This is a genomic window from Thiohalocapsa marina (assembly GCF_008632335.1).
Taxonomy (GTDB): domain Bacteria; phylum Pseudomonadota; class Gammaproteobacteria; order Chromatiales; family Chromatiaceae; genus Thiohalocapsa; species Thiohalocapsa marina.
The window spans coordinates 15483-35212 of record NZ_VWXX01000033.1 but is presented as its reverse complement, the minus strand read 5'-3'; the positions used below and the strand labels follow the sequence as shown (position 1 = coordinate 35212).

Below are 19730 nucleotides of genomic sequence, written 5' to 3'. Positions count from 1 at the left end.
TAATCCATGAAAATACTCAACTATTCGCGACGCCGGGAGCCAGACCATGCACAAGGAAACCATCAACAAGACCGTGCTGCTGATGCTGGTGGCCGGCATATCCCTGCTGTTCCTGGCCATGATCCAGTCCTTTCTGCTGGCGATCTTCATGGCTGCGCTCTTTGCTGCCATGAGCCACCCGCTGTTCGTCCGGCTGACTGGCACATTCGGCGGCAATCGCTACCTGGCCTCGTTCGCCACGCTGCTGCTGTTGTTGTTCATGGTGCTGATCCCCCTGGTGGTGCTGACCGGCATCTTCGTTGGCCAGGCGGTGAACGTGGGGCAGTCCGTGGTGCCCGTGGCCACCACCTTCCTCAAGGAGCCCAGCACGCTGGCCGACTGGTTGCACCGGCTGCCGTACTGGGAGGAACTGATGCCGTACGAGGATCAGCTGCGGCAGAAAGCGGCCGAGTCCATCGAGGCGGCAGGCGCCCTGCTGGTGGGTGGCCTGTCCAGTGTCGCTGTCGGCACCGCCAACTTCCTGTTCATGACCCTGGTGTTCTGTTACACGCTGTTTTTCTTCCTGCTGGACGGCAAGAAGGTGGTGGACGCCATCCTGTACTACCTGCCGCTGGAGGACAGCGACGAGCGCCTGATGCTGGAGAAGTTCACGTCCGTGACCCGCGCCATGGTCAAGGGCACGCTGCTGATCGGGTTGCTGCAGGGAACGCTGGCGGGCCTGGCGTTTGCCGTGGCCGGGGTGGGCAATGCGGTGTTCTGGGGCACGGTGATGGCCGTGCTGTCGATCGTGCCCGGCATCGGCTCCGCGGTGATCTGGGTACCCGCGTCATTGATCCTGGTGTTTCAGGGCAATGTCGCCGCCGGTGCCGGGTTGTTCCTGTTCTGCGCCATCGTGGTCGGCAGCGTGGACAATCTGCTGCGACCGGTGCTGGTGGGAAAGGACACCAACATGCATGAACTGATGATCTTCTTCGGCACCCTGGGCGGGCTGTTCATGTTCGGCATGAGCGGACTGCTGATCGGCCCGCTGATCGCGTCGCTGTTTCTCACCCTCTGGGAGATCTACGGCGTGGCATTCAAGGACCTGCTGCCGGCGGTGGGCCGCACGCCGTCGGCCACGGTGAGCGTGGGCGTGGAGCAGCCGGCGACCATCCTGACGGACGACGTGGCTGCGCCGGAATTCAGCGCTGGTCCAGAGGAGGTTGGCCCAGAGAAAATCGGCCCGGAGAAAGTCGACTCGGAGAAAGTCGACCCGGAAGGTGTCGGACCGGAAAGCGTCGACCCGGCGGCGGGCCGACCGGACACGTCAGCGGCTGCGATATCCGCCGACGGTCCGGTCACATCATCCCCAGGGTCAGCAGCGCCTCTTCCGACATCTTCTCCTGGCTCCAGGGCGGATCCCAGACAAGTTCCACATCCACCTCGCCGACGCCTTCGACCCGCGCCACCGCGTCCCGAACCATGACCGGCATCATGCCGGCCACCGGACAGGCCGGCGCCGTCAGGGTCATGTCGATGTGCACATTACCGTTGCCGGCGATGTCGATCTCGTAGATCAGCCCCAGGTCGTAGATGTTGACCGGAATCTCGGGGTCATGCACCTGGCGCAAGGCAGCGATGATGGGCTCGCGCAGCTCCTCGGAAGACATCCGCTCGACATCGACCTCGGTGCTGGCTACGGTGGCGTCTGGCTGATCGCGATCGACGCCCTGTTCATGTCCGGACCCAAACCCGGCGAAACGCGCAAGTCTGTTCATTTGGTCAACCCCTGAATACCCGTTACAGTCGGAACCCGGCAGAGCACCCATGCAGCACCGGCCTCAGACCGGCGCCTGCTCCAGGCGCTGCCCGACCTGCTCCGCCACATGCTGCCGCAGGGCCTCATTGCCGAGGGCGTCGATGATCTCGCCGGCGAAACCCAGACAAAGCATGCGCCGCGCCAGAGGCGCCGAGATGCCCCGCGAGCGCAGGTAGAACAACATCTCCGGCTCGATCTGGCCGACGGTGGTGCCATGGCTGCACTTGACGTCGTCGTTGTAGATCTCCAGCTGCGGCTTGGTATCCACCTCGGCGTTTTCCGACAGCATCAGGTTGCGGTTGGACATGGCCGCATCCGTCTTGCTGGCGCCCGGCGCCACGTAGACCAGACCGTCGAACACCGCCCGGCCCCGGCCATGGACGATGCCCTTGAAGTTCTCGCTGCTGGCGCAGTTGGGCAGATCGTGGCGGATGTCCATGTGGTAGTCCACCAGTTGCCGATCCCCCGCCAGATAGAGGCCGGACAGGTCGCAGCGGGCATGCTCGCCACGGAACCGGGTCACCAGATCGGTGCGCGCCCAGGCGGACCCCAGACCGATGTTGACGCCGTCGTACTGGCTGTTCGCACCCTGACTCAGGTACAGGCCCGTGATATGGAAGGCGTGCGGGCTTTCCAGCTGGATCCGCCGATGCCTGAGCAGCGCGTCGCGCCCCAGCTCGATTTCCAGCAGGGAGTTGGTGCAATACAGTGAGTCGCCCAGACTCAGGTAGCGCTCGATCACCTCCGCCTGGGCGCCGTCGCCGAGGTGGATCAGATGGCGCGGCTGGGCCACGCGCGGCTCGTCCATGCCTACGGAAAGATGGATCAGCTCGATCGGCCGCTGCAGCACCGCGCCCCGCTCCAGCAGCAGCACCAGACCGTCGTCCATGGCCGCGGTGTTCAATGTCGCGAAGACGTGACAGCCGGCGCCGGCGATCTGCGTCAGCCGGCCTTCGAGGGCCGCCGGATCGGACTGCAGCATAGCGTGCAGTCCGCCCACGCGCACACCGGTCGGCAGGGTGCCAAGGGCCGATAGCTGGGGCACATAACGGCCGTTGACCACCACCACGCGATGGGCGTCGAGACCGGGGATCAGGGCCTCGTCGATGTCGCCCGGCTGCAGCGCGGAGACCGGCTCGTGAACGCGCTGGAAGTCCTGCTGCATCAGGTCACGCAGGCCGGTGTAGCGCCAGCCCTCCGCCTTGGCCGTGGGAGCGCCCTGGGTGGCGATCCGCGCCCGGGCATCGCGACGGGCGGCCTGCAGCCAGTCCGGACCGGCCGGTGCGTCGCCACCGTCGGCCACCCAGGCGTCGAAGACACCGTTGGTCTGTGCTTGCGTTGTCGTGCTCATGCCGCCGCCTCTTCCTCGACGATCCAGCCGTAGCCCTTGTCTTCCAGCTCCAGCGCCAGGTCCTTGCCGCCGGAACGGATGATCCGCCCCTTGGCCAGCACATGCACATGGTCGGGCTGGATGTAGTCCAGCAACCGCTGGTAGTGGGTGACGACGATCATGGACCGCTCCGGACTGCGCAGGGCGTTGACGCCGTCGGCGACGATGCGCAGGGCATCGATGTCCAGTCCCGAATCGGTCTCGTCCAGGATGGCCAGCTTGGGCTCCAGCAGCGCCATCTGGAAGATCTCATTGCGCTTCTTCTCGCCGCCGGAAAAGCCGAAGTTCACCGGCCGCTTCAGCAGGCTGTCATCCAGATGCAGAATCTTCAGCTTGTCCTTCATCAGGCGCATGAACGACACCGCATCCAGCTCCGGCTCGCCGCGGTACTTGCGCATCGCATTCAGGGCAGCCTTGAGGAAATAGGTGTTGTTGACGCCGGGCAGTTCCACCGGGTACTGGAACGCCAGGAACAGGCCCACGCAGGCACGCTCTTCAGGCTCGAGTTCCAGCAGGTCCCTGCCGTCGAAGGTGACACTGCCGCCGGTGACGGTGTAACCCTCACGACCCGACAGGACGTGGGCGAAGGTGCTCTTGCCGGAGCCGTTCGGCCCCATGATGGCGTGTATTTCACCCGGAGCCACCTCCAGGTCCAGGCCCCTGAGAATCTCCTTGCCCCCAACTTCGGCCATCAGGCCTTTGACAGACAACATGTTACGACCCCAATCGTTGCGTTGGCGCGATGCGCCAGGTTCTTCAGGCAGCTGCTGATCCATGGGCGTCCCTGATGCTGAACAGGGCCCAAAATCAGCAGACGATGCGAATGTTCAGCGCCCGATTCGCTGCATGATCAGCGGCCTGCGCCGCCGAACATGGCGGGGCGTCTTGCCCCACACGGCAAGCGCCGAATCGGATCAGCCGACGGCGCCTTCCAGGCTGATGCTGAGCAGCTTCTGCGCCTCCACGGCGAACTCCATCGGCAGTTCGTTGAAGACCTCCTTGCAGAAGCCGTTGACGATCATGGACACGGCGTCTTCCTCCGACAGTCCGCGCGAGCGGCAGTAGAACAGCTGGTCATCGCTGATCTTCGACGTCGTGGCCTCGTGCTCCATCTTCGCCGTGGGGTTCTTCACCTCGATGTACGGGAAGGTGTTGGCGGCGCACTGATCGCCGATCAGCAGCGAGTCGCACTGGGTGTGGTTGCGCGCGCCCTCCGCCTTGCCGGCAATCCGCACCAGGCCGCGGTAGGACTGCTGCCCGTGCTGGGCGGAGATGCCCTTGCTGACGATGGTGGAGCGGGTATTGCGCCCCATGTGAATCATCTTGGTGCCGGTGTCGGCCTGCTGGCGTCCCTTGGTCACGGCCACGGAGTAGAACTCGCCGATGGAGTCGTCGCCCCGCAGGATGCAGCTGGGGTATTTCCAGGTGATGGCCGAGCCGGTCTCCACCTGGGTCCAGGAGATCTTCGAGCGCGCGCCGCGGCAGTCGCCGCGCTTGGTGACGAAGTTGTAGATGCCGCCGCGCCCGTCCTCGTCGCCTGGATACCAGTTCTGCACCGTGGAGTACTTGATCTCTGCGTCGTCCAGAGCAATCAGTTCCACCACCGCGGCATGCAGCTGGTTCTCGTCGCGCTGGGGGGCCGTGCAACCCTCCAGATAGCTGACATAGCTGCCCTCGTCGGCGACGATCAGGGTACGCTCGAACTGACCCGTCTTGGCCTCGTTGATGCGGAAATAGGTGCTGAGCTCCATCGGGCAGCGGGTGTGCTTCGGCACATAGACGAAGGTACCGTCGGTGAAGACGGCGGAGTTCAGGCCGGCGTAGAAGTTGTCTTTCGGCGTAACCACGGTGCCGATGTACTTGCGCACCAGTTCCGGGTACTCCTGCAGGGCCTCGGAGATGGAGCAGAAGATCACGCCCACCTCTGCAAGCTTCTCGCGGAAGGTGGTCGCCACCGACACGCTGTCGAAGACGGCGTCTACCGCCACCCCGGCCAGGGCCTTCTGCTCCTCGATGGGGATGCCCAACTTCTCGTAGGTCTCCAGCAGCACCGGGTCCACCTCGTCCAGGCTCTGCAACTGCTTGCGCTTGGGCGCCGAGAAGTAGGAGATGGCCTGGAAGTCGATGGGCGGATAGTGCACCGCCGCCCACTCGGGCGTGGGCATCTCGAGCCAGTTGCGGTAAGCCTTCAGACGCCACTCCAGCATCCATTCCGGCTCGCCCTTGCGGCGCGAGATGGTGCGGATGACGTCCTCGTCGAGCCCCGGCGGCAGGGTGTCCGACTCGATGTCGGTGACAAACCCATGCTCGTATTCCGACTGCACGAGGTGATCATAGGCCCCGTCCGCGTCGACATTCGGGTTTGCGGGCTCGCGCGCGAGCTGTTCGGTAAGTGCGCTCATGACTGTCTCCAACTGTCTGCCTGGCGCCATGGCCCGGTGGTCCGAAAGCCGGGACCATTGATCCGGGGGCGAAAACTGAGCAGTTTACTTGGTTTATGGTGCGGCGGCGATGCCGGGAATCAAGCCGGCGATCTTCACCGATCTGGGCCGGGCGATCTCTTCAGTGAGGGTTAAATCATAACGGTCGCAACAGGTTTCAAGGGCCAGACAGGGCGCATGCCCCTGTGCGCCCGGAGAATAAATGCGGGAATTTATGGTTGAAAACGCTAATGGTTCGCATTATTTTAGCGAGCCTGGTGTCCTGCCGGCCCGCCCCTGACGCCAGCGTGCCGCCGGTGTGCAACGGGCAAGGGATCACAATTGCAATACGGCCAATCATTTAGGAGTGCTGTCGCATGTTCTACGCCTTCTCCAGACCCCGCCATTCGTCCGCCCGGCGGCGTTTCCTGACCCAGGTGCCACTGGTCGCTGTCGCACTGGCGCTGACCCTCCCGCCCGCCAGCGCCCTCGCCATCGAAGAGGTCAACCTGTACTCCGCCCGCAAGGAAGACCTGATCCGGCCCCTGCTGGACCGCTTCACCGACGCCACCGGCATCCAGGTGAACCTGGTCACCGGCAAGGCGGACGCCCTGCTGCAACGGCTGCGCAGCGAGGGCGTCAACAGCCCCGCCGACCTGTTGCTGACCGTGGATGCCGGCAACCTGCACCGGGCCAAGGAGGCCGGCGTCACCCAGGCCATCACATCCGACGCCCTGACCACGGCCATCCCCGCCAGCTACCGCGACCCGCAGGGACACTGGTATGGACTCTCGCTGCGCGCCCGGCCCATCCTGTACGTCAAGGGCCGGGTCGATCCGGCGGAGCTGTCCACCTACGAGGCGCTGGCGGCGCCCGAATGGAAGGGCCGCATCTGCATCCGCTCATCGAGCAACATCTACAACCAGTCGCTGGTGGCGTCGATGATCACCGCCAATGGCGCCGACGCTACCGAGGCCTGGGCGCGGGCACTGGTGGCCAACATGGCGCGACCGCCCAAGGGCGGCGACCGCGACCAGATCAAGGCCGCCGCAGCGGGCCAGTGCGATCTCGCCGTGGCCAACACCTACTACCTGGCCGGCATGCTCGAATCCGACGATCCCGCCGAGCGCGAGCCGGCGCTGCAGATGGCCATCTTCTGGCCGAATCAGCCCGGCCAGGGTGACGGGCGCGGCACACACGTCAATGTCAGCGGGGCCGCCGTGACCAAGGCCGCCAGGAACAGGGACGCGGCCATCCGGTTGATGGAATTCCTGGTCAGCCCGGAGTCCCAGGCCTGGTACGCCGAGGCCAACGGCGAATATCCGGTAGTCGAATCTATCGACGTCAGCCCCGTGCTGGCCAAGTGGGGCCGCTTTAAGGCCGATACGCTGACGCTGGACCAACTGGGTGCGCTGAACGGCGAGGCCGTCCGGCTGATGGACCGCGCCGGCTGGAAGTGACGGCCGGCTGCCTGTGCCACAGGCTGAGTGGGCTGGAGGTCGGCGGTCGGGCTACAGGCCCGACGGCCGCCGGCCGTAGCCCGTCATCTCCAGATAGCCGCGGCCGATCTCACGCTCCTGCCCCTGCTCCCGTTCGAATACCCGCACCGCCCCTTCCCAGTACAGCACGCCGCTGGAGCCCTGGGAATCCAGTTCCTGATCATCCATCAGCGGTCGCAACGACAGTCGCCGGCCATCGATGTCGAGGTCCCATTCCACCGGAAAATCCGTGCCGGACCGCGGCGAACGCCACGACCGTCGGGGCAGGAAGCGCACCTGCTCCGGCGCCAGCACCCGGGTCTCCCCGGTCGCCTTGCGCAGGGTCCCGGCCGTCCACAGTGACGAGCCGTCGCGGTGACGCATCTGAAACGCCATCAGCGCCCCACCGTCGTGCAGATTGATGCCGATCCAGTCCCAGCCCTGGGCCTCCGGTGGCATGATCTCGCTGGACCACTCATGGTCCATCCAGGCCTGGCCACGCACCGCCTGCTCCTCACCGTCAACGCGCAGACGACCCTCCACCGCCAGTTGCGGCCGACTGTAATACCAGCTGGCATTGCGCGGATTCGGCGTCTTCTGGCTGAAGCCGCCCCGGCCATTGAGCACCGGCGGACCGTCGGGGGTCAGTTGCAGCGCCAGATCGAAACGGTCCGTGTCGATGCGCGCGAGGTAGCGATCCTGCTCCAGCACCAGCGCCCAGTCACCGATCCAGACACGAGTCACACCGCGCGCCGCGCCCGCCAGCGGCTCCAGGGCGCGCTCGATGCGCTCGGCATGCAGCAGCCGGCCCTGGGCCGGGTCAGCGACGGCCGCATGGGCCAGGATCAGCTGGCTTGGCGCAAAGCGGCTGGGGTTGTCCGCACCGATGCCGGTGCCGACCCGAAAGAAGGTGACCTGAAAGCCGCGTTCGCGTCCGGCGTCATCCGTCAGCCAGCCGGTGACGTACCACCACTCCGTACGAAAGGCCGGGTGTGCGCCATGGTCTCGCGGAAACTCCAGCGCAGCGCCTGCCTGCACCCTGGCGAAGTCCCCGGCGACCCCGGACGCCCAGGGCAGCCAGGCCAACAGCACCAGCGCCGGAAGCGAGCGCGACAGCCGCGACGCAACAGCGCGCCAAGGCGCAGCCGACCGGCGAGCCGGCGCCTTCATGTCAGTTGTATTGACCATCAGTTTGCAGAAACAGCATGAGTGGGTCGGGTGTCATCACCAATCCTCCCGCACCGCCAGCACGGCATCCTGGCGCATGGCCTGATAGCCCGACAGCCGCGCCGCGACCGCCGCCAGCAGCACCATCGCGAGACTGAAGCCCGCCAGCACGCCAACGGGCAGGCGGATGTCCATGCTCCAGCCGAAGCTTTGCCAGTTGATGACCTCCACCAGCACCAGCGCAATGGCGCCACCGGCAGCCAGCCCCACCAGCACCCCGATTGCCGCACTCAGCGCCGCCTCCATGGCCAGCAGGTTGCCGATCTCGCGCCGACGCAGACCGAGATGACGCAGGATGCCGAACTCCTTGCGGCGACTGTCCGCCAACGCCGCATAGGTGGTGCTGATGCCGAACAGGCCGATGAGCACCGCCACCGCCTCCATCAGATAGGTCACCAGAAAGGTACGGTCGAACACCTGCAGGATGATGGCCCGCAGCGCGCCGGGCTGGATCATCTCGCTGAAGCCGCCGTCCAGGGCCTCGCGAATCTGTGCCATCACCTGCTCCGGCTGTGCCGACGGCGCCAGGAAGATGCCCACGTCATTGGTGCGCTGGTCGCCGCTGAGGGCCCGGTAGTCGGACAGTTCGATCACCGCCGCACCCTGCTGGCGGGCATAGTCACGCCAGACGCCCTGCACGCGGAATCCGTGCGCCCGCCCGCCCAGGGGCAGAGAAAGCGCATCGCCGATGCCCAGTTGCAGCCGGTCCGCCAGCGCCTCGGAGAGCCAGACGGGGCGCCCTTCGGCAGCGGCGTCTCGACTGGTTTCAAGCCGGGATGTGCTCGCCGAAGGCGGTCCGCCGGCCACCAGCGGCAGGCCGGAGGTGCCCGCCACCGGTCGCGCAATCAGGGCAACGGGTCCGTCGACCCCGGTGATCCGCACGGTGTCGAAGCGCACCGGCCGCACCCGGATGACCCCCGGCAGGGCCTCCACTGCGGCCACCGCAGCCGGCTCCAGGTAGCCGCTGGCATCGCTCTCGGCGGCACGCAGGTAGAGGTCCGCCGGCAGCATGCGGCCCAGCCAGTCGTCCAGCGAGACGCGGAACGAGCTGACCATGATGGCCATGGACACCGCCAGGGCCACGCTTGCAACCACCCCGGCACCAGCCACCGCAACCTGTCCCGGGGCCGCCGAAAGCCGCGCGCGGGCCAGGCGTGGCAGCGGGCGGTGAACGGGCAGCAGGCGCAGCCCCCAGGGCGTGACCCCCGGCAGCACCAGCACGGCGCCCACCAGCACCAGGGCCACTGCCGCGTAGCCGAACACCGGGATGCCGCCGACGGACGGCAACAGCGCACTGACCAGGGCCGCCGCCAGCACCAGTCCGGCGAGACCCCAGCGGGGCCTGCCGCGAAAGACCTCGGATTCGTCGCCAGAGCGCAGCCCGTGGGCGGGCAGCATCCGCGCCGCCTCCCGTGCCGGCAGCCAGGCCCCGGCGACGCCCGCCAGCACCGCGAGCCCCAGGTAGATCAGGGTCACCACCGGTTGCGCACGCAGCTGCGGCTGCAGGCCCTGAAAGAAGCCGGCCCCGAGGTCGCCGCCAAGGAACCCCATGGCCAGTGCCGCCAGCAGATACGACAGCAGGATACCCAGCAGGCCACCGACCAGGCCCAGCACCGCCCCCTCCGCCAGCAAGCCACCCAGAAGACGGCGCCGGCCCAGCCCCAGGGCGCGCAGGAAGGCGAATTCCCGCCGGCGCCGCACCACCGCAAGCAGTTGGGTGGAGAAGACCAGGAACCCGCCCGTGAGCAGCGCAATGGCCGCGAGCATGGTCAGGTTGACCCGGTAGGCCCGCGACAGGCCCAGCACCTCGTCGGCGGACTCTTCCGGCGTACGCAGGACGATGCCCGCAGGCATCTGTCCCTGCAGTGCATCACGGGCCCGCTTGGGGTCCATGCCGGCGACCAGGCGCAGGTCGACCCGGGTCAGCCGTCCGAGCCGGTCGAACGCCTGCTGCGCCGCGGCGATGTCCATCACCGCCAGTTCCTGATCGAGACCGGCGCCCGGCACACGCCCGGCCACCCGCAGCCCGAGCGTCTGCGTACCGGCCTGGACCTGCAGGCGATCACCCACCGACAGTCCCAGCCGGTTCAGCGCGGCAGGACTCAGGAACACGACATCCTCGCGCAGGATGGCGAAGCGGTCGGCCGCAGCGTCGGCCGACCCGGCGTCCGCGGCCTGCGCAGCGCCGGCGACATCTGCCGTGTCCCGGCCAGCGCCGGTTTCTGGTCCTGGGTCTGCTTCTGCTTCGGGCACCGGCAGCAGGCCGGGGGTGACGGCACCGACCCGGAAGACATCCACCCCGAGCAGGCGCAGGCGACGCTGATGCTCGGGCAGTTGCGCCTGTACCTCCAGCACCGGGCTGGCGCTGTCGATCTCCGGGCGCCGGGCCAGCCGGGGATACAGGGCCTCGTCGAAGCCCATGCGCGGCCCCACGGCTTGCAGATCCGCCACGCCGGTCACCAAGCGGACGCCGCGGTCGAACTCCTCGATCGCCGCCGCATGGATCAGCTGCACCGCCAGGCCCAGGGTCACCCCCAGCGCGATGGCCAGCAGCGACAGCGCGGTGGCCAGCCGCCGTCGGCGCAGGCTGCCGAGGAAGAGCCGGCGCAGCACAGGGCTCGGGGTCGGCCTCATGCGGCGGGCGACTCTCGCAGACCGGAGGCGGTCAGAGAGAGCAGACGGTCCGCATGGCCGGCGGCCGTGCGGGAATGGGTCACCAGGATACCGATGGCGCCAGCGTCGCGGATGCGCTCGAACAACAGGCCCAGCACGTCCACCGCCCGCTCCGGATCGAGGTTGCCGGTGGGTTCGTCACACAGCACCAGTGCCGGTTCGTGCACCAGGGAACGGGCGATCGCCACCCGCTGCAGTTCGCCACCGGAAAGATACCGTGGCCAGTCATCGGCCCGTTGGCCAAGACCGACCCGCTCCAGCATGGCGCGGGCACGCCGGTCCGCGTCCGCCTCCGGCTGGTCCAGCAGCCACAGCGGCAGCGCGACATTCTGGGCCAGCGTCAGATGGGGCAGGATGTGGAAGGCCTGGAACACGAAGCCGAAGTCCCGCCGTCGCAACATGGCGCGGGCATCCTCGTCCAGGGTGGTCAGTTCCCTGCCCCGCAAGCGGATGGAACCGCCATCCACCGATTCGAGCCCGGCGATGCAGTTGAGCAGCGTCGACTTGCCGACGCCGGATTCTCCCATCACGGCCACGGACTCCCCCGGCTGCAGGTGCAGGTTCACGCCTTGAAAAAGCGGGTGTCCGGGCCCTCGATCAAAGCGTTTCGATAGGTTCTCGATGCGCAACATGGCCCGATCCGGGAGTGGTGACGATGCTGGAAAGGTAAGCACATGGCCCGAAGATCCCAAGTGCAGGCTGGCGAACCGGGGTGTTTCGGGTCGGCAGTCCGAACGCATGAAAGGCAGCGTGATGCTGCCTTTCATGCGAATCGAGTCGGTCACGGGGCCATGAGAGCGCGGCCCCGCACCGATACGGCCGGCCCCAGTGGAGCCGGCATCAGCCGTTCGACATGGCTGGACGCTCAGGCGCCACCGAGCCAGTTGAAGTCGGCGCTGCTCAGCAGGATGAAGTGGATCAACAGCGCGAGCACGAACAGAAAGCCGAACAGGGCTACCAGGGTCCTGCGTGGGTCAAAGATCTGCCAGATCTTGTGCATGCTTTGCATGAGTCGTCTCCTAATGCGTGTGCCGGGTTGACGCAAACCACTGCGTGCCGCCCGTTAAAAAGAGGTCCAAGGGCCGGAATGGCGCGGATTACAGCCAGGGGCGCCAGAACCATGCCAGCAGGTGGGCAAAGGCGGCAACGCCGATGAACCCGGACATGCTCTGCACGAAGAATCCGTGGAATTCCTGTGCCTCTTCTTCGGTCAAGCCAGACAGGCTTTGGTTTTCAGCCATGGAATCAACCTCCAGTTTGCCTGATTAGGCCTTGCGGCCATTTCCGCGATACTCCCCCGCGGCGGGGTTGCCCAAGAGGGCGTGCCGGCGGCACATACCGCCTTCAACGTAACCGGAACAAAGTGCGTCGACCACGGCACCGGTCAACAAATCATCCGAAACCGGGCCGAAAACACTCAATTCAGGGTTCGCGCCGGGGGCATTGCCGACATGTTGGTCGACGGTGCCACCGCCTTGGACGTGCTGATCCAATTGAAGCCCGGCGACATCAACAGGATGAAGTGAATGACCAGCGCCAGCGCGAACAGGAAGCTCAGCAGAGCCATCAGGGTGCGGCGCGGATCGAACAATCGCCAGATTTGGTGCATTTGCGTACTCCGTTAGAGGCTTCGGGAGGCCCGACGGTTATCGGGTCCCACCCGGTCAGTAGAGCGTTTTGCCCCGAAGGGCACGCACGGGCCTACAGCCATGGGCGCCAGAACCAGGCCAGCAGGTGGGCAAAGGCGGCGACGCCGATGAAGCCCGACATGCTCTGCACGAAGAAGCCGTGGAATTCCTGGGCCTCTTCTTCGGTCAGTCCGGTGATGCTGTTTTCGGTAGCCATTACATGTACCTCTCAATGTGTCGAATTTGACCAAGTGGCCGCCTGCGGACGGCCTGTGCGGCGGGTGCAAGCACCCGCCAGACTTATCAGCGGGCGGCCGGCGGCGGCGGATACTGCAGCGGTGCCGGCGGGTACTGCATCATGCCCGGGGGCGGATAACGCAGCTTCGGCGCTTCGGCGGCCGGGGCGTCCTCGACGGGCGCTTCGGCCACCGGGGTGACCGCCTCTGCCGGAGCCGCGGCCTCTTCGGCCGGAGCGGCCTCCGCCGGCACGGCCTCTGCAGGGGTCTCTTCCGTTGCGGCCTCGGCCTCAGCTGCAGCCGCGCGGATCGCCGCCAGTCCGCCTTCGGGCAGCGGCTGCGCCAGGGACGGATAGTCCTTCAGCATCTGTGCAGCATAGAGCGGCTTGTAGGCGCCCTGATGGCAGGTGGTGCAGTAGATCTTGTACGGATCGCCCAGCGGTCCCTTGCGCGATTCCGGCAGCACCTCGCCCAGCGGCACGATGTAGTCGTTGTTCATCTCGCGCACATGCCGGATGGCGTACCAGGCGGTGGTCCGCTGCGGCGTGCTCTGATCCCACGAGTAGAACGAACGGGAGTTGTGGCAGTAGGTGCAGTTCACGCCCAGGGCATCGGACATGTGCATCATCAGGCCATAGGTCCATTCCGCCTGCTTGATGGAGCGGCGGTTGCCCTCCGGCAGCACGGTATCGCCGATGATGCGGATGTCGTTGTCCGCCAGCAGATACGGCGTGAACGGATCGTACGGCAACGACGCATAGGCGACGGACTTGGCCGCGATGTTCTGCCCCGTCGGCGCGATGGCGGACGGCTGCCCCGGACCCGGATCACTGGTCCACACATACTCGGGTACCGGCTTGCCGCGATGGCAGGTGTAGCAGGTCACGCCGGTATCGGCCACGTGGTCCTTCCAGTTGGCGTTGGTCTCCTGGGTCATCTGCAGCATGCGGCGCGACACCACCTTGGTGTAGATGCCGTCGTACTCGAAGCCCTCGTTCACGTGGCAGTAGTAGCAACCCTCCTGCGGGGCCACCCAGTTGGTCATGGCGACCATCAGGCGGTTGAACTCACCCACCGTCAGTTCACCCAGGACCTGTACGTTCTTGTACATGTCCTTGGCCAGCGGGCCACCCGGGGCGGCTGCGGGGATCGGCTCCGGCGGCACATTGGCATCCAGGGATGCCTGCAGCAGCCGCGGGTTGTAGTTGGTCTGCATCTGCAGGCCCCGGTAGCCGTTCTGCACGGTCTCCGGAGGCGGCATTTCGCAGCCCGCCAGGAACGCCGAGACACCTAGTGCCGCGAACGTCAGCGTCTTGTGATTGAGTAACATCATTGCGGCGCCCCCTGCAGTAGGCTCGGATCCTCAATGGTCAGTTCCGACGGATACGGAGCAACGAGGCCGTGCTTGATACCCCACAGATACCAGTTCTCAACCACGGTGCCGGTCAGCAGGATGCCGATGCCGGCGGTGATGACCGTCAGGACGGCGAACCACCAGGCCCAGCGATGGATGGATTCCATGGTGGCATTGAAGCCCATGGTCCAGCGCCACAGCAGCATCGCACGCTCGGCGGCGGTACCGCGGTCGGTGATCTGGTCGATCTCGCGGTCGCCACCGTAGCGGGAGACCGCCAGGATGGTGCCGCCGTGCATCGCGAACAGCACGGCGGAGCCGTACAGGAAGGCGATGGACAGTGCGTGGAACGGGTTGTAGTAGAAGTTGCCGTAGCGGATCGAGATGGCCGCGGTCCAGTCCAGGTGCGGGAAGATGCCGAACGGCACCGCCTCGCCCCAGCTACCCATCAGCAACGGGCGGATGAAGCCCAGCGTCAGGTAGAAGAAGATGGCCGCCGCAAAGGCCCACGCCACATGCGTGCCGGTGCCAAGCGCGATGGCCCGCTGGTAGGTCCGCACCCACCAGAGCAGGATCGACACGGTCAGGAAGAAACCGGCCATCAGCCACCAGCCACCGTCACCGAGCGGGGGAATGCTCAGCCCGTAGGAGGGCGGTGGCGGTTCCAGCGCAAGCCAGAAGAAGTTCTTGACGAACTCCACCGGGCTCCAGTTCACCGAGGCCAGCATGTTGAAGCCGATGATCTCGATGGCGATGAAGCCGAAGATCAGCGATGCCGTGCCAGCAAAGCCCAGATAAATGGGACCGATCTGCGCATCGCCGATCTTGCCGATCCAGTAGTTGAACAGCGGCTTGCCGAGGCGGGGCAGTTCCCCTTTCGGCAACGGGACACCGGGGTAGCCCGGCTCGCGAATCTGCACTCGCGTAAAGATGTTTTGATATTCAGCCATGTTGGTGTCCTCTGGTTACCACAGCGGAAGCTCGAGCCACCAGTTCCACCATTCCGGCCAGCCGCGGGTCCAGAACGGGCCGCTCAGCACGATGCAGACGGCGCTCCAGAAGGCAGCGTTGATGGCGAGGAACAGACCCAGGCGATGGATGCCCAGGGCACCGATGGAGTAGCCGACCAGATCACGGAAGAAGGTGTTCTCGTGCTCGCCGGTCTTCACAGGCTCACCCTTCTGCGGATTGGCCACCGACAGGATCAGCGAACCATGCAGTCCCAGTGCCAGCGCGTTCGTGAAGAAGAACGTGATCGCCAGCATGTGGGCCGGGTTGTAGTGGAAGTGCAGGTACTGGTAGCCGACGTTGGATACCCAGTCCAGATGGCTGAAGATGCCATACGGGAAGCCGTGACCCCAGGCACCCAGCAGCACCGGACGGATCACCACCAGGGTCACGTAGGCCAGGATCGCGAAGCTGAAGGCGAACGGGACGTGCAGCCCCATGCCCAGCTTGCGCGAGATCTCGACCTGCCGCAGGGCCCAGGAGACGAAGGCGCCGATGGCACAGATGGTGATGATCTGCCACAGCCCTCCTTCGGTCAGCGGTGCCATTCCCAGGCCGTAGCTCAGGTCAGGCGGCGCGATGTTGATGCGCCAGATGTTCCAGGTTGGGCCGATGGCCGCCCCCCAGATGATGAGCAGCGTACCCAGGGTGGCGAAGAAGACCGTCGTGACCCCGAAGAAGCCGACGTAGAACGGCCCCACCCAGAAGTCGAACAGATCCCCTCCCAACAGGGTACCGCCACGAACGCGGTATTTTTTCTCAAAACTCAGCATGGCCATTGTTGATTCCTCTGCTGGGGAGACACGCCCCGCGGCGGTCTCCTCGTAGCAAGCTCGACGGCAGCCGGCGCCAGCGGCCCGGCGGCCATCATGCGCTCAGGCCTTCACATCTGCTGCGGGGCGACCTTGGCAGGTGTAATCTGGACGGCCGGGATGCCATCCTCGAGCCAGTTGAAATCGGTGGTGCTGAGCAGGATCAGGTGAATCGCCAGCGCGAGGACGATCAGGAATCCGAACAGCCCGACCAGGGCCAGCCGGGGGCTGAAGATCGTCCAGATTTTGTACATGTCGTTCATGTTCATACAGGCTCTCCAAGTTCAGTAAGTCTCGCCAGTTGCGTCGGCGTCGGCTCCGTGCAGCCCGCGACGCTGCCAAGAAGCGATCGACAACAGGTAGGTCAGCGGCCGGTTACAGCCAGGGGCGCCACATCCAGGCCAGGATGTGCGCGAACACCGCGACGCCGATGAAGCCGCTCATGCTGGACACGAAGATGCCGTGAAACTCTTGAGCCTCTTCTTCGGTAACGCCACTCAGGGTCTTGTCGTCTGCCATGGGTAAACCCTCCAGTCAGGTTCAAAGGGTCGTCAGGCCGCCGGCACTTCCATGCCGAGCCAATGCGGGCCAGTGCCGCAACGGGGCGGACAGGCCTGGCGAACATGCGGCTTCGACGCATCGGCCATCACAGCCGCGGCGCCGAGGCCAGGTCACACGGAGGCGGGCCGCGCAAACGCTCGTGGTAAGCGGCGTCATGCGGCGCGTCCTCCGCTCAGCGTGCCCCCGGCCAGGGTCACGCGTGATGCGGTCACTCGCTCTTCCCCCGCTTCGCGGGCGGCGCGCTCGGCGGCATCGCGCAGACGCTTTGCCGCGGAGATGCGGGTCAGTACCGGCGTGGCCTCCAGCAACTGGTCGAGCAGCCGTTTGGCCTCGTCATCCCAAGGCAGCTGCCGGTCCGCACCGGGGTGCAGACGCGCGTGCGTCGCCTCCACCTGATCCAGCTCGGTACCGAGGGGAAGGATGTTGAACAGGGCGTCGAACAGGGCATTGCAGACCTCCTGGATCAGGTAGGTCGCGCCGGAATAGCCCATGAACGGCGTGCCGGTATGGCGGCGGATGATGGTGCCGGGCAGCGAGGCCGGAATGTAGGCCGCGCGGCCGCCGATCTCGGCCAGGTACATGCGCTCGTTGTAGCCGCCGAACAGGATCAGCGGGGTCTTCTCGTGCACGGCCTGACGCACGGCATCGTTGTCGGGCTTGACCCCGGGACGGCGTGCGAAGGCGAACGTGCAGGGCAGCCCCATCTCCTGCTCCAGGAAGTGGCGCACGCCCCGGGCATAGGTCTCGGTGGCGGCGATGCCGAAGCTCGCGGTGCCGAAGAAGTCCTGGGTGACCGACCGCCACAGGTCCCACACCGGCTTGATGGTGGTGTGCTTCTCGCGCTCGATGAAGGGCTCCGGATCCAGCCCCAGCAGCTCGCCCAGCGCCCGCAGGAACTTGGTGGTGCTGTGCAGGCCGATGGGCGCCTGCAGGTAGGGCTTCTCCAGCGCCTCGCACAGCTTGCGGCCGAACTCGCGATACATGCAGATGTTGACGTCCGCATCCACCAGACGAGGGATGTCGTTCAGGTGCGTCCCCAGCGGAAAGACCATGTTGATCTCGGCACCGATGCCCTCCACCAGGCGCCGCACCTCGGCCAGGTCGGACCAGGTGTTGAACATGCCGTAGATCGGGCCGACGATGTTGACCCGGGGCTTGTCGCCAGCCTTGCGCGCCTTGGGCTTCGGCATGCGTCCGGCCTTGAGGCCGTACTGCGTCCACAGCCAGACCATGGCGCGATCGGCGCTCTGCCACTGGTCCTCATCGATGGTCCGCGGCAGGAAGCGCTGGATGGTGGTGCCGGACGGGGTCACGCCGCCGCCGATCATCTCGGCAATGGAGCCGGTCACGACCACGGCGGGCCTGGTGGGATCCAGGGTCGAGAAGGCCCGGCGCATGGCCTGCTCGGTGCCTTCCTGGCCCAGCTCTTCCTCGCCGAGGCCGGTGACCACCACCGGCAGTTCGTGCGGCGGCAAGGCGTCGGTGTAGTGCAGCACGGCGGTGACAGGCAGGTTCTCGCAGCCCACCGGGCCGTCGATGATGACCTGCATCCCCTTGACCGCGGTGAACACGTAGACCGAGCCCCAGTAGCCACCGGCGCGATCGAGATCCTGGATCAGCATCAGCCGGCCCCTCCCTGCCGAGGCTGCGGCATGCGGTCCCAGATGCCGGCCGTGTCGCCATCGCCGACACCGGCGAAGAAGGCGTTCATGCGATCGAAACGGGCCTTGCCCGCCAATGCCGCGTTGACCACCTGGGCCAGCGAACCGGCACCGGCGGGTCCCATCAGCGGCCGCGCCGAGATCAGGTTGGTGAAGTACAGCGCCGGGATCGACTGCTGCTTGGCATGCTGCACCACCGGCGTGGTGCCGATGGCCAGGTCCGGGCGCACCGCGTCCACCGCCGCCTTGTCCTGCTCCAGCGAGGCGCGGAAGCGGACCACGGTGCCGCGGGACTCCAGCCAGTCCAGATCGGGCTCGGCCCAGCGGGTCTTGGGCGTGGCCGTGCCGACGTAGGGCACGTTCGCACCACTCTCGATCAGCAGTCGCGCCACCAGGAGTTCGGAGCCCTCATAGCCGGACACCGTGATGGTGCCCTGCACTGGCGCCTTGGCCAGCGCCCCGCGTATGGCCGGCAGGAAGGCGTTCTTGGCCGCAGCGACCTTGTCGCCGGCGACATTGCAGGCATCACCGATGGCATCGAGCCAGGCCGCGGTGCCGTCCAGGCCCACCGGCGCGGAGCCGACGACGGCGCGTCCGGCGGTCTCGAACTCGCGGATGGAGGCGGTGTAATAGGGATGCACCGCGGCGACGGCGGCGCAGTCCAGCGCGGCGTAGAGCTCGCGCCACTCCCGCGTGGGCACCACCGGACCAGCGGCCAGACCCAGCGGCTCCAGCAGCATGCCGATGCCGACCGGATCCGCCGGGAACATCTCCCCCAACAGGGTCACGGTGGGGCGCTCGCTGCGACCGCCGCGGGGCGCCTGCACAGGACCGACCTCGGCCTCGTTGCGGGCATAGTGGAGCATGGCACCCGCGAGGACGTCCTTGGCCTCCGCATGCGTCGGCACGCCGAAGCCCGGCACGTCGATGCCGATGATGCGCACGCCATTGAGATCCCGCGGCAGCAGCCGCAGCGGCACACCGGAGGCGGTGGGCACGCACAGGTTGATCACCACCACCGCGTCGCAGGCGTCGGGGTCGGCCAGCTTGCGCACGGCCTCGCGCAGGTCCTCGAACAGCTTTCCGGTGACCAGGGTCTCGGAATCGAATGGTACGTAGCCGACGCTGCGCCGCGCACCGTAGAAGTGCGAGGTGAAGGTCAGCCCGTAGACACAGCACGCCGAGCCGCAGAGGACGGTGGCGGTGCGGCGCATCCGCAACCCGACACGGAGAGAACCGAATGCCGGACACATGCTCTGGGGCTGATCATGTGGGCCGGTCGGGTAGTCGGCTGCCAGGCGCTCCAACAACGCGCTCTGACCCGCGCTCTCTGCGGCTCGACGTAACTCGTCGGCACCGGCGTGGCAGCCGGTCCCTTGATCCGTGACGGCGCCGGCCGAAGCGGATGCATTGTCTGGTTGCTGGGTCATGGCAGCGGCGGCCGCATCGGAATCCAGGGGCGCGGCATGGGCCTCGTCATAGAC

Annotated in this window: 19 protein-coding genes and 1 pseudogene; 2 read left to right on the top strand and 18 right to left on the bottom strand. The window is 66.5% G+C overall.

The window, feature by feature from the left end; translation table 11 throughout:
* Positions 1–46: 46 nt before the first annotated feature.
* Positions 47–1048: pseudogene (locus F2Q65_RS15855) on the top strand (AI-2E family transporter); the annotation flags it as partial.
* Between the two features lie 289 nt (positions 1049–1337).
* On the opposite strand, the gene F2Q65_RS15850 reads toward F2Q65_RS15855, so the two are convergent.
* The 4 genes from F2Q65_RS15850 to sufB form a co-directional block, all read right to left on the bottom strand.
* Positions 1338–1757 carry an SUF system Fe-S cluster assembly protein gene (locus F2Q65_RS15850; RefSeq protein WP_150094386.1) on the bottom strand — a complete coding sequence of 140 codons (420 nt, stop codon included), beginning with the start codon at positions 1755–1757 and terminating at the stop codon, positions 1338–1340.
* A 63-nt stretch (positions 1758–1820) separates the two neighbouring features.
* Positions 1821–3149, bottom strand: a complete 1329-nt coding sequence (gene sufD, locus F2Q65_RS15845) for a Fe-S cluster assembly protein SufD (protein WP_150094385.1) — start codon at positions 3147–3149, stop codon at positions 1821–1823.
* A complete protein-coding gene (gene sufC, locus F2Q65_RS15840; RefSeq protein WP_150094384.1) occupies positions 3146–3901 on the bottom strand; it encodes a Fe-S cluster assembly ATPase SufC in 756 nt (251 codons plus the stop codon). The genes sufD and sufC overlap by 4 nt, the downstream gene beginning before the upstream one ends.
* A gap of 201 nt (positions 3902–4102) precedes the next feature.
* Positions 4103–5590 (bottom strand): Fe-S cluster assembly protein SufB, encoded by a 1488-nt coding sequence (sufB, locus tag F2Q65_RS15835; RefSeq protein ID WP_150094383.1) that lies wholly within the window; start codon positions 5588–5590, stop codon positions 4103–4105.
* A gap of 395 nt (positions 5591–5985) precedes the next feature.
* Between sufB and F2Q65_RS15830 the strand changes: the two genes are divergently transcribed.
* Positions 5986–7068 carry a Fe(3+) ABC transporter substrate-binding protein gene (locus F2Q65_RS15830; protein ID WP_150094382.1) on the top strand — a complete coding sequence of 361 codons (1083 nt, stop codon included), beginning with the start codon at positions 5986–5988 and terminating at the stop codon, positions 7066–7068.
* A 51-nt stretch (positions 7069–7119) separates the two neighbouring features.
* Here F2Q65_RS15830 and F2Q65_RS15825 read toward each other — a convergent pair whose 3' ends face one another.
* From F2Q65_RS15825 to bchY, 14 genes are all read right to left on the bottom strand, one after another.
* Entirely contained in the window at positions 7120–8274 is a 1155-nt protein-coding gene (locus F2Q65_RS15825) for a lipocalin-like domain-containing protein (protein ID WP_246156278.1), read from the bottom strand.
* A gap of 36 nt (positions 8275–8310) precedes the next feature.
* On the bottom strand, positions 8311–10947 hold the full coding sequence (locus F2Q65_RS15820) for an ABC transporter permease (RefSeq protein ID WP_150094381.1): 2637 nt from the start codon (positions 10945–10947) through the stop codon (positions 8311–8313).
* Positions 10944–11618, bottom strand: coding sequence for an ABC transporter ATP-binding protein (locus tag F2Q65_RS15815; protein ID WP_150094380.1), 675 nt, complete (start codon positions 11616–11618; stop codon positions 10944–10946). Before F2Q65_RS15815 ends, F2Q65_RS15820 begins: the two co-directional genes overlap by 4 nt.
* A gap of 233 nt (positions 11619–11851) precedes the next feature.
* Positions 11852–11995: a light-harvesting antenna LH1, alpha subunit gene (gene pufA, locus F2Q65_RS15810; RefSeq protein WP_281291049.1), complete on the bottom strand. Its 144-nt coding sequence runs from the start codon at positions 11993–11995 to the stop codon at positions 11852–11854.
* 88 nt (positions 11996–12083) lie between these two features.
* The gene (pufB, locus tag F2Q65_RS15805; protein ID WP_150094379.1) at positions 12084–12227 is read right to left on the bottom strand and encodes a light-harvesting antenna LH1, beta subunit; all 144 of its coding nucleotides are present in this window, start codon (positions 12225–12227) and stop codon (positions 12084–12086) included.
* Positions 12228–12403: 176 nt separating this feature from the next.
* The gene (pufA, locus tag F2Q65_RS15800; protein WP_150094378.1) at positions 12404–12595 is read right to left on the bottom strand and encodes a light-harvesting antenna LH1, alpha subunit; all 192 of its coding nucleotides are present in this window, start codon (positions 12593–12595) and stop codon (positions 12404–12406) included.
* Positions 12596–12687: 92 nt separating this feature from the next.
* Positions 12688–12831, bottom strand: a complete 144-nt coding sequence (gene pufB, locus F2Q65_RS15795) for a light-harvesting antenna LH1, beta subunit (RefSeq protein WP_150094377.1) — start codon at positions 12829–12831, stop codon at positions 12688–12690.
* 86 nt (positions 12832–12917) lie between these two features.
* A complete protein-coding gene (gene pufC / locus F2Q65_RS15790) occupies positions 12918–14183 on the bottom strand; it encodes a photosynthetic reaction center cytochrome PufC (protein ID WP_150094376.1) in 1266 nt (421 codons plus the stop codon).
* On the bottom strand, positions 14180–15154 hold the full coding sequence (gene pufM / locus F2Q65_RS15785; protein WP_150094375.1) for a photosynthetic reaction center subunit M: 975 nt from the start codon (positions 15152–15154) through the stop codon (positions 14180–14182). Before pufM ends, pufC begins: the two co-directional genes overlap by 4 nt.
* 15 nt (positions 15155–15169) lie before the next feature.
* The gene (gene pufL / locus F2Q65_RS15780; RefSeq protein ID WP_150094374.1) at positions 15170–15991 is read right to left on the bottom strand and encodes a photosynthetic reaction center subunit L; all 822 of its coding nucleotides are present in this window, start codon (positions 15989–15991) and stop codon (positions 15170–15172) included.
* Positions 15992–16095: 104 nt separating this feature from the next.
* On the bottom strand, positions 16096–16293 hold the full coding sequence (gene pufA / locus F2Q65_RS15775; protein ID WP_246156277.1) for a light-harvesting antenna LH1, alpha subunit: 198 nt from the start codon (positions 16291–16293) through the stop codon (positions 16096–16098).
* Positions 16294–16399: 106 nt separating this feature from the next.
* Positions 16400–16543 carry a light-harvesting antenna LH1, beta subunit gene (gene pufB / locus F2Q65_RS15770; RefSeq protein WP_150094373.1) on the bottom strand — a complete coding sequence of 48 codons (144 nt, stop codon included), beginning with the start codon at positions 16541–16543 and terminating at the stop codon, positions 16400–16402.
* 194 nt (positions 16544–16737) lie between these two features.
* Entirely contained in the window at positions 16738–18207 is a 1470-nt protein-coding gene (gene bchZ / locus F2Q65_RS15765; RefSeq protein WP_150094372.1) for a chlorophyllide a reductase subunit Z, read from the bottom strand.
* The gene (gene bchY / locus F2Q65_RS15760) at positions 18207–19676 is read right to left on the bottom strand and encodes a chlorophyllide a reductase subunit Y (RefSeq protein ID WP_150094398.1); all 1470 of its coding nucleotides are present in this window, start codon (positions 19674–19676) and stop codon (positions 18207–18209) included. Before bchY ends, bchZ begins: the two co-directional genes overlap by 1 nt.
* Positions 19677–19730: the final 54 nt, after the last annotated feature.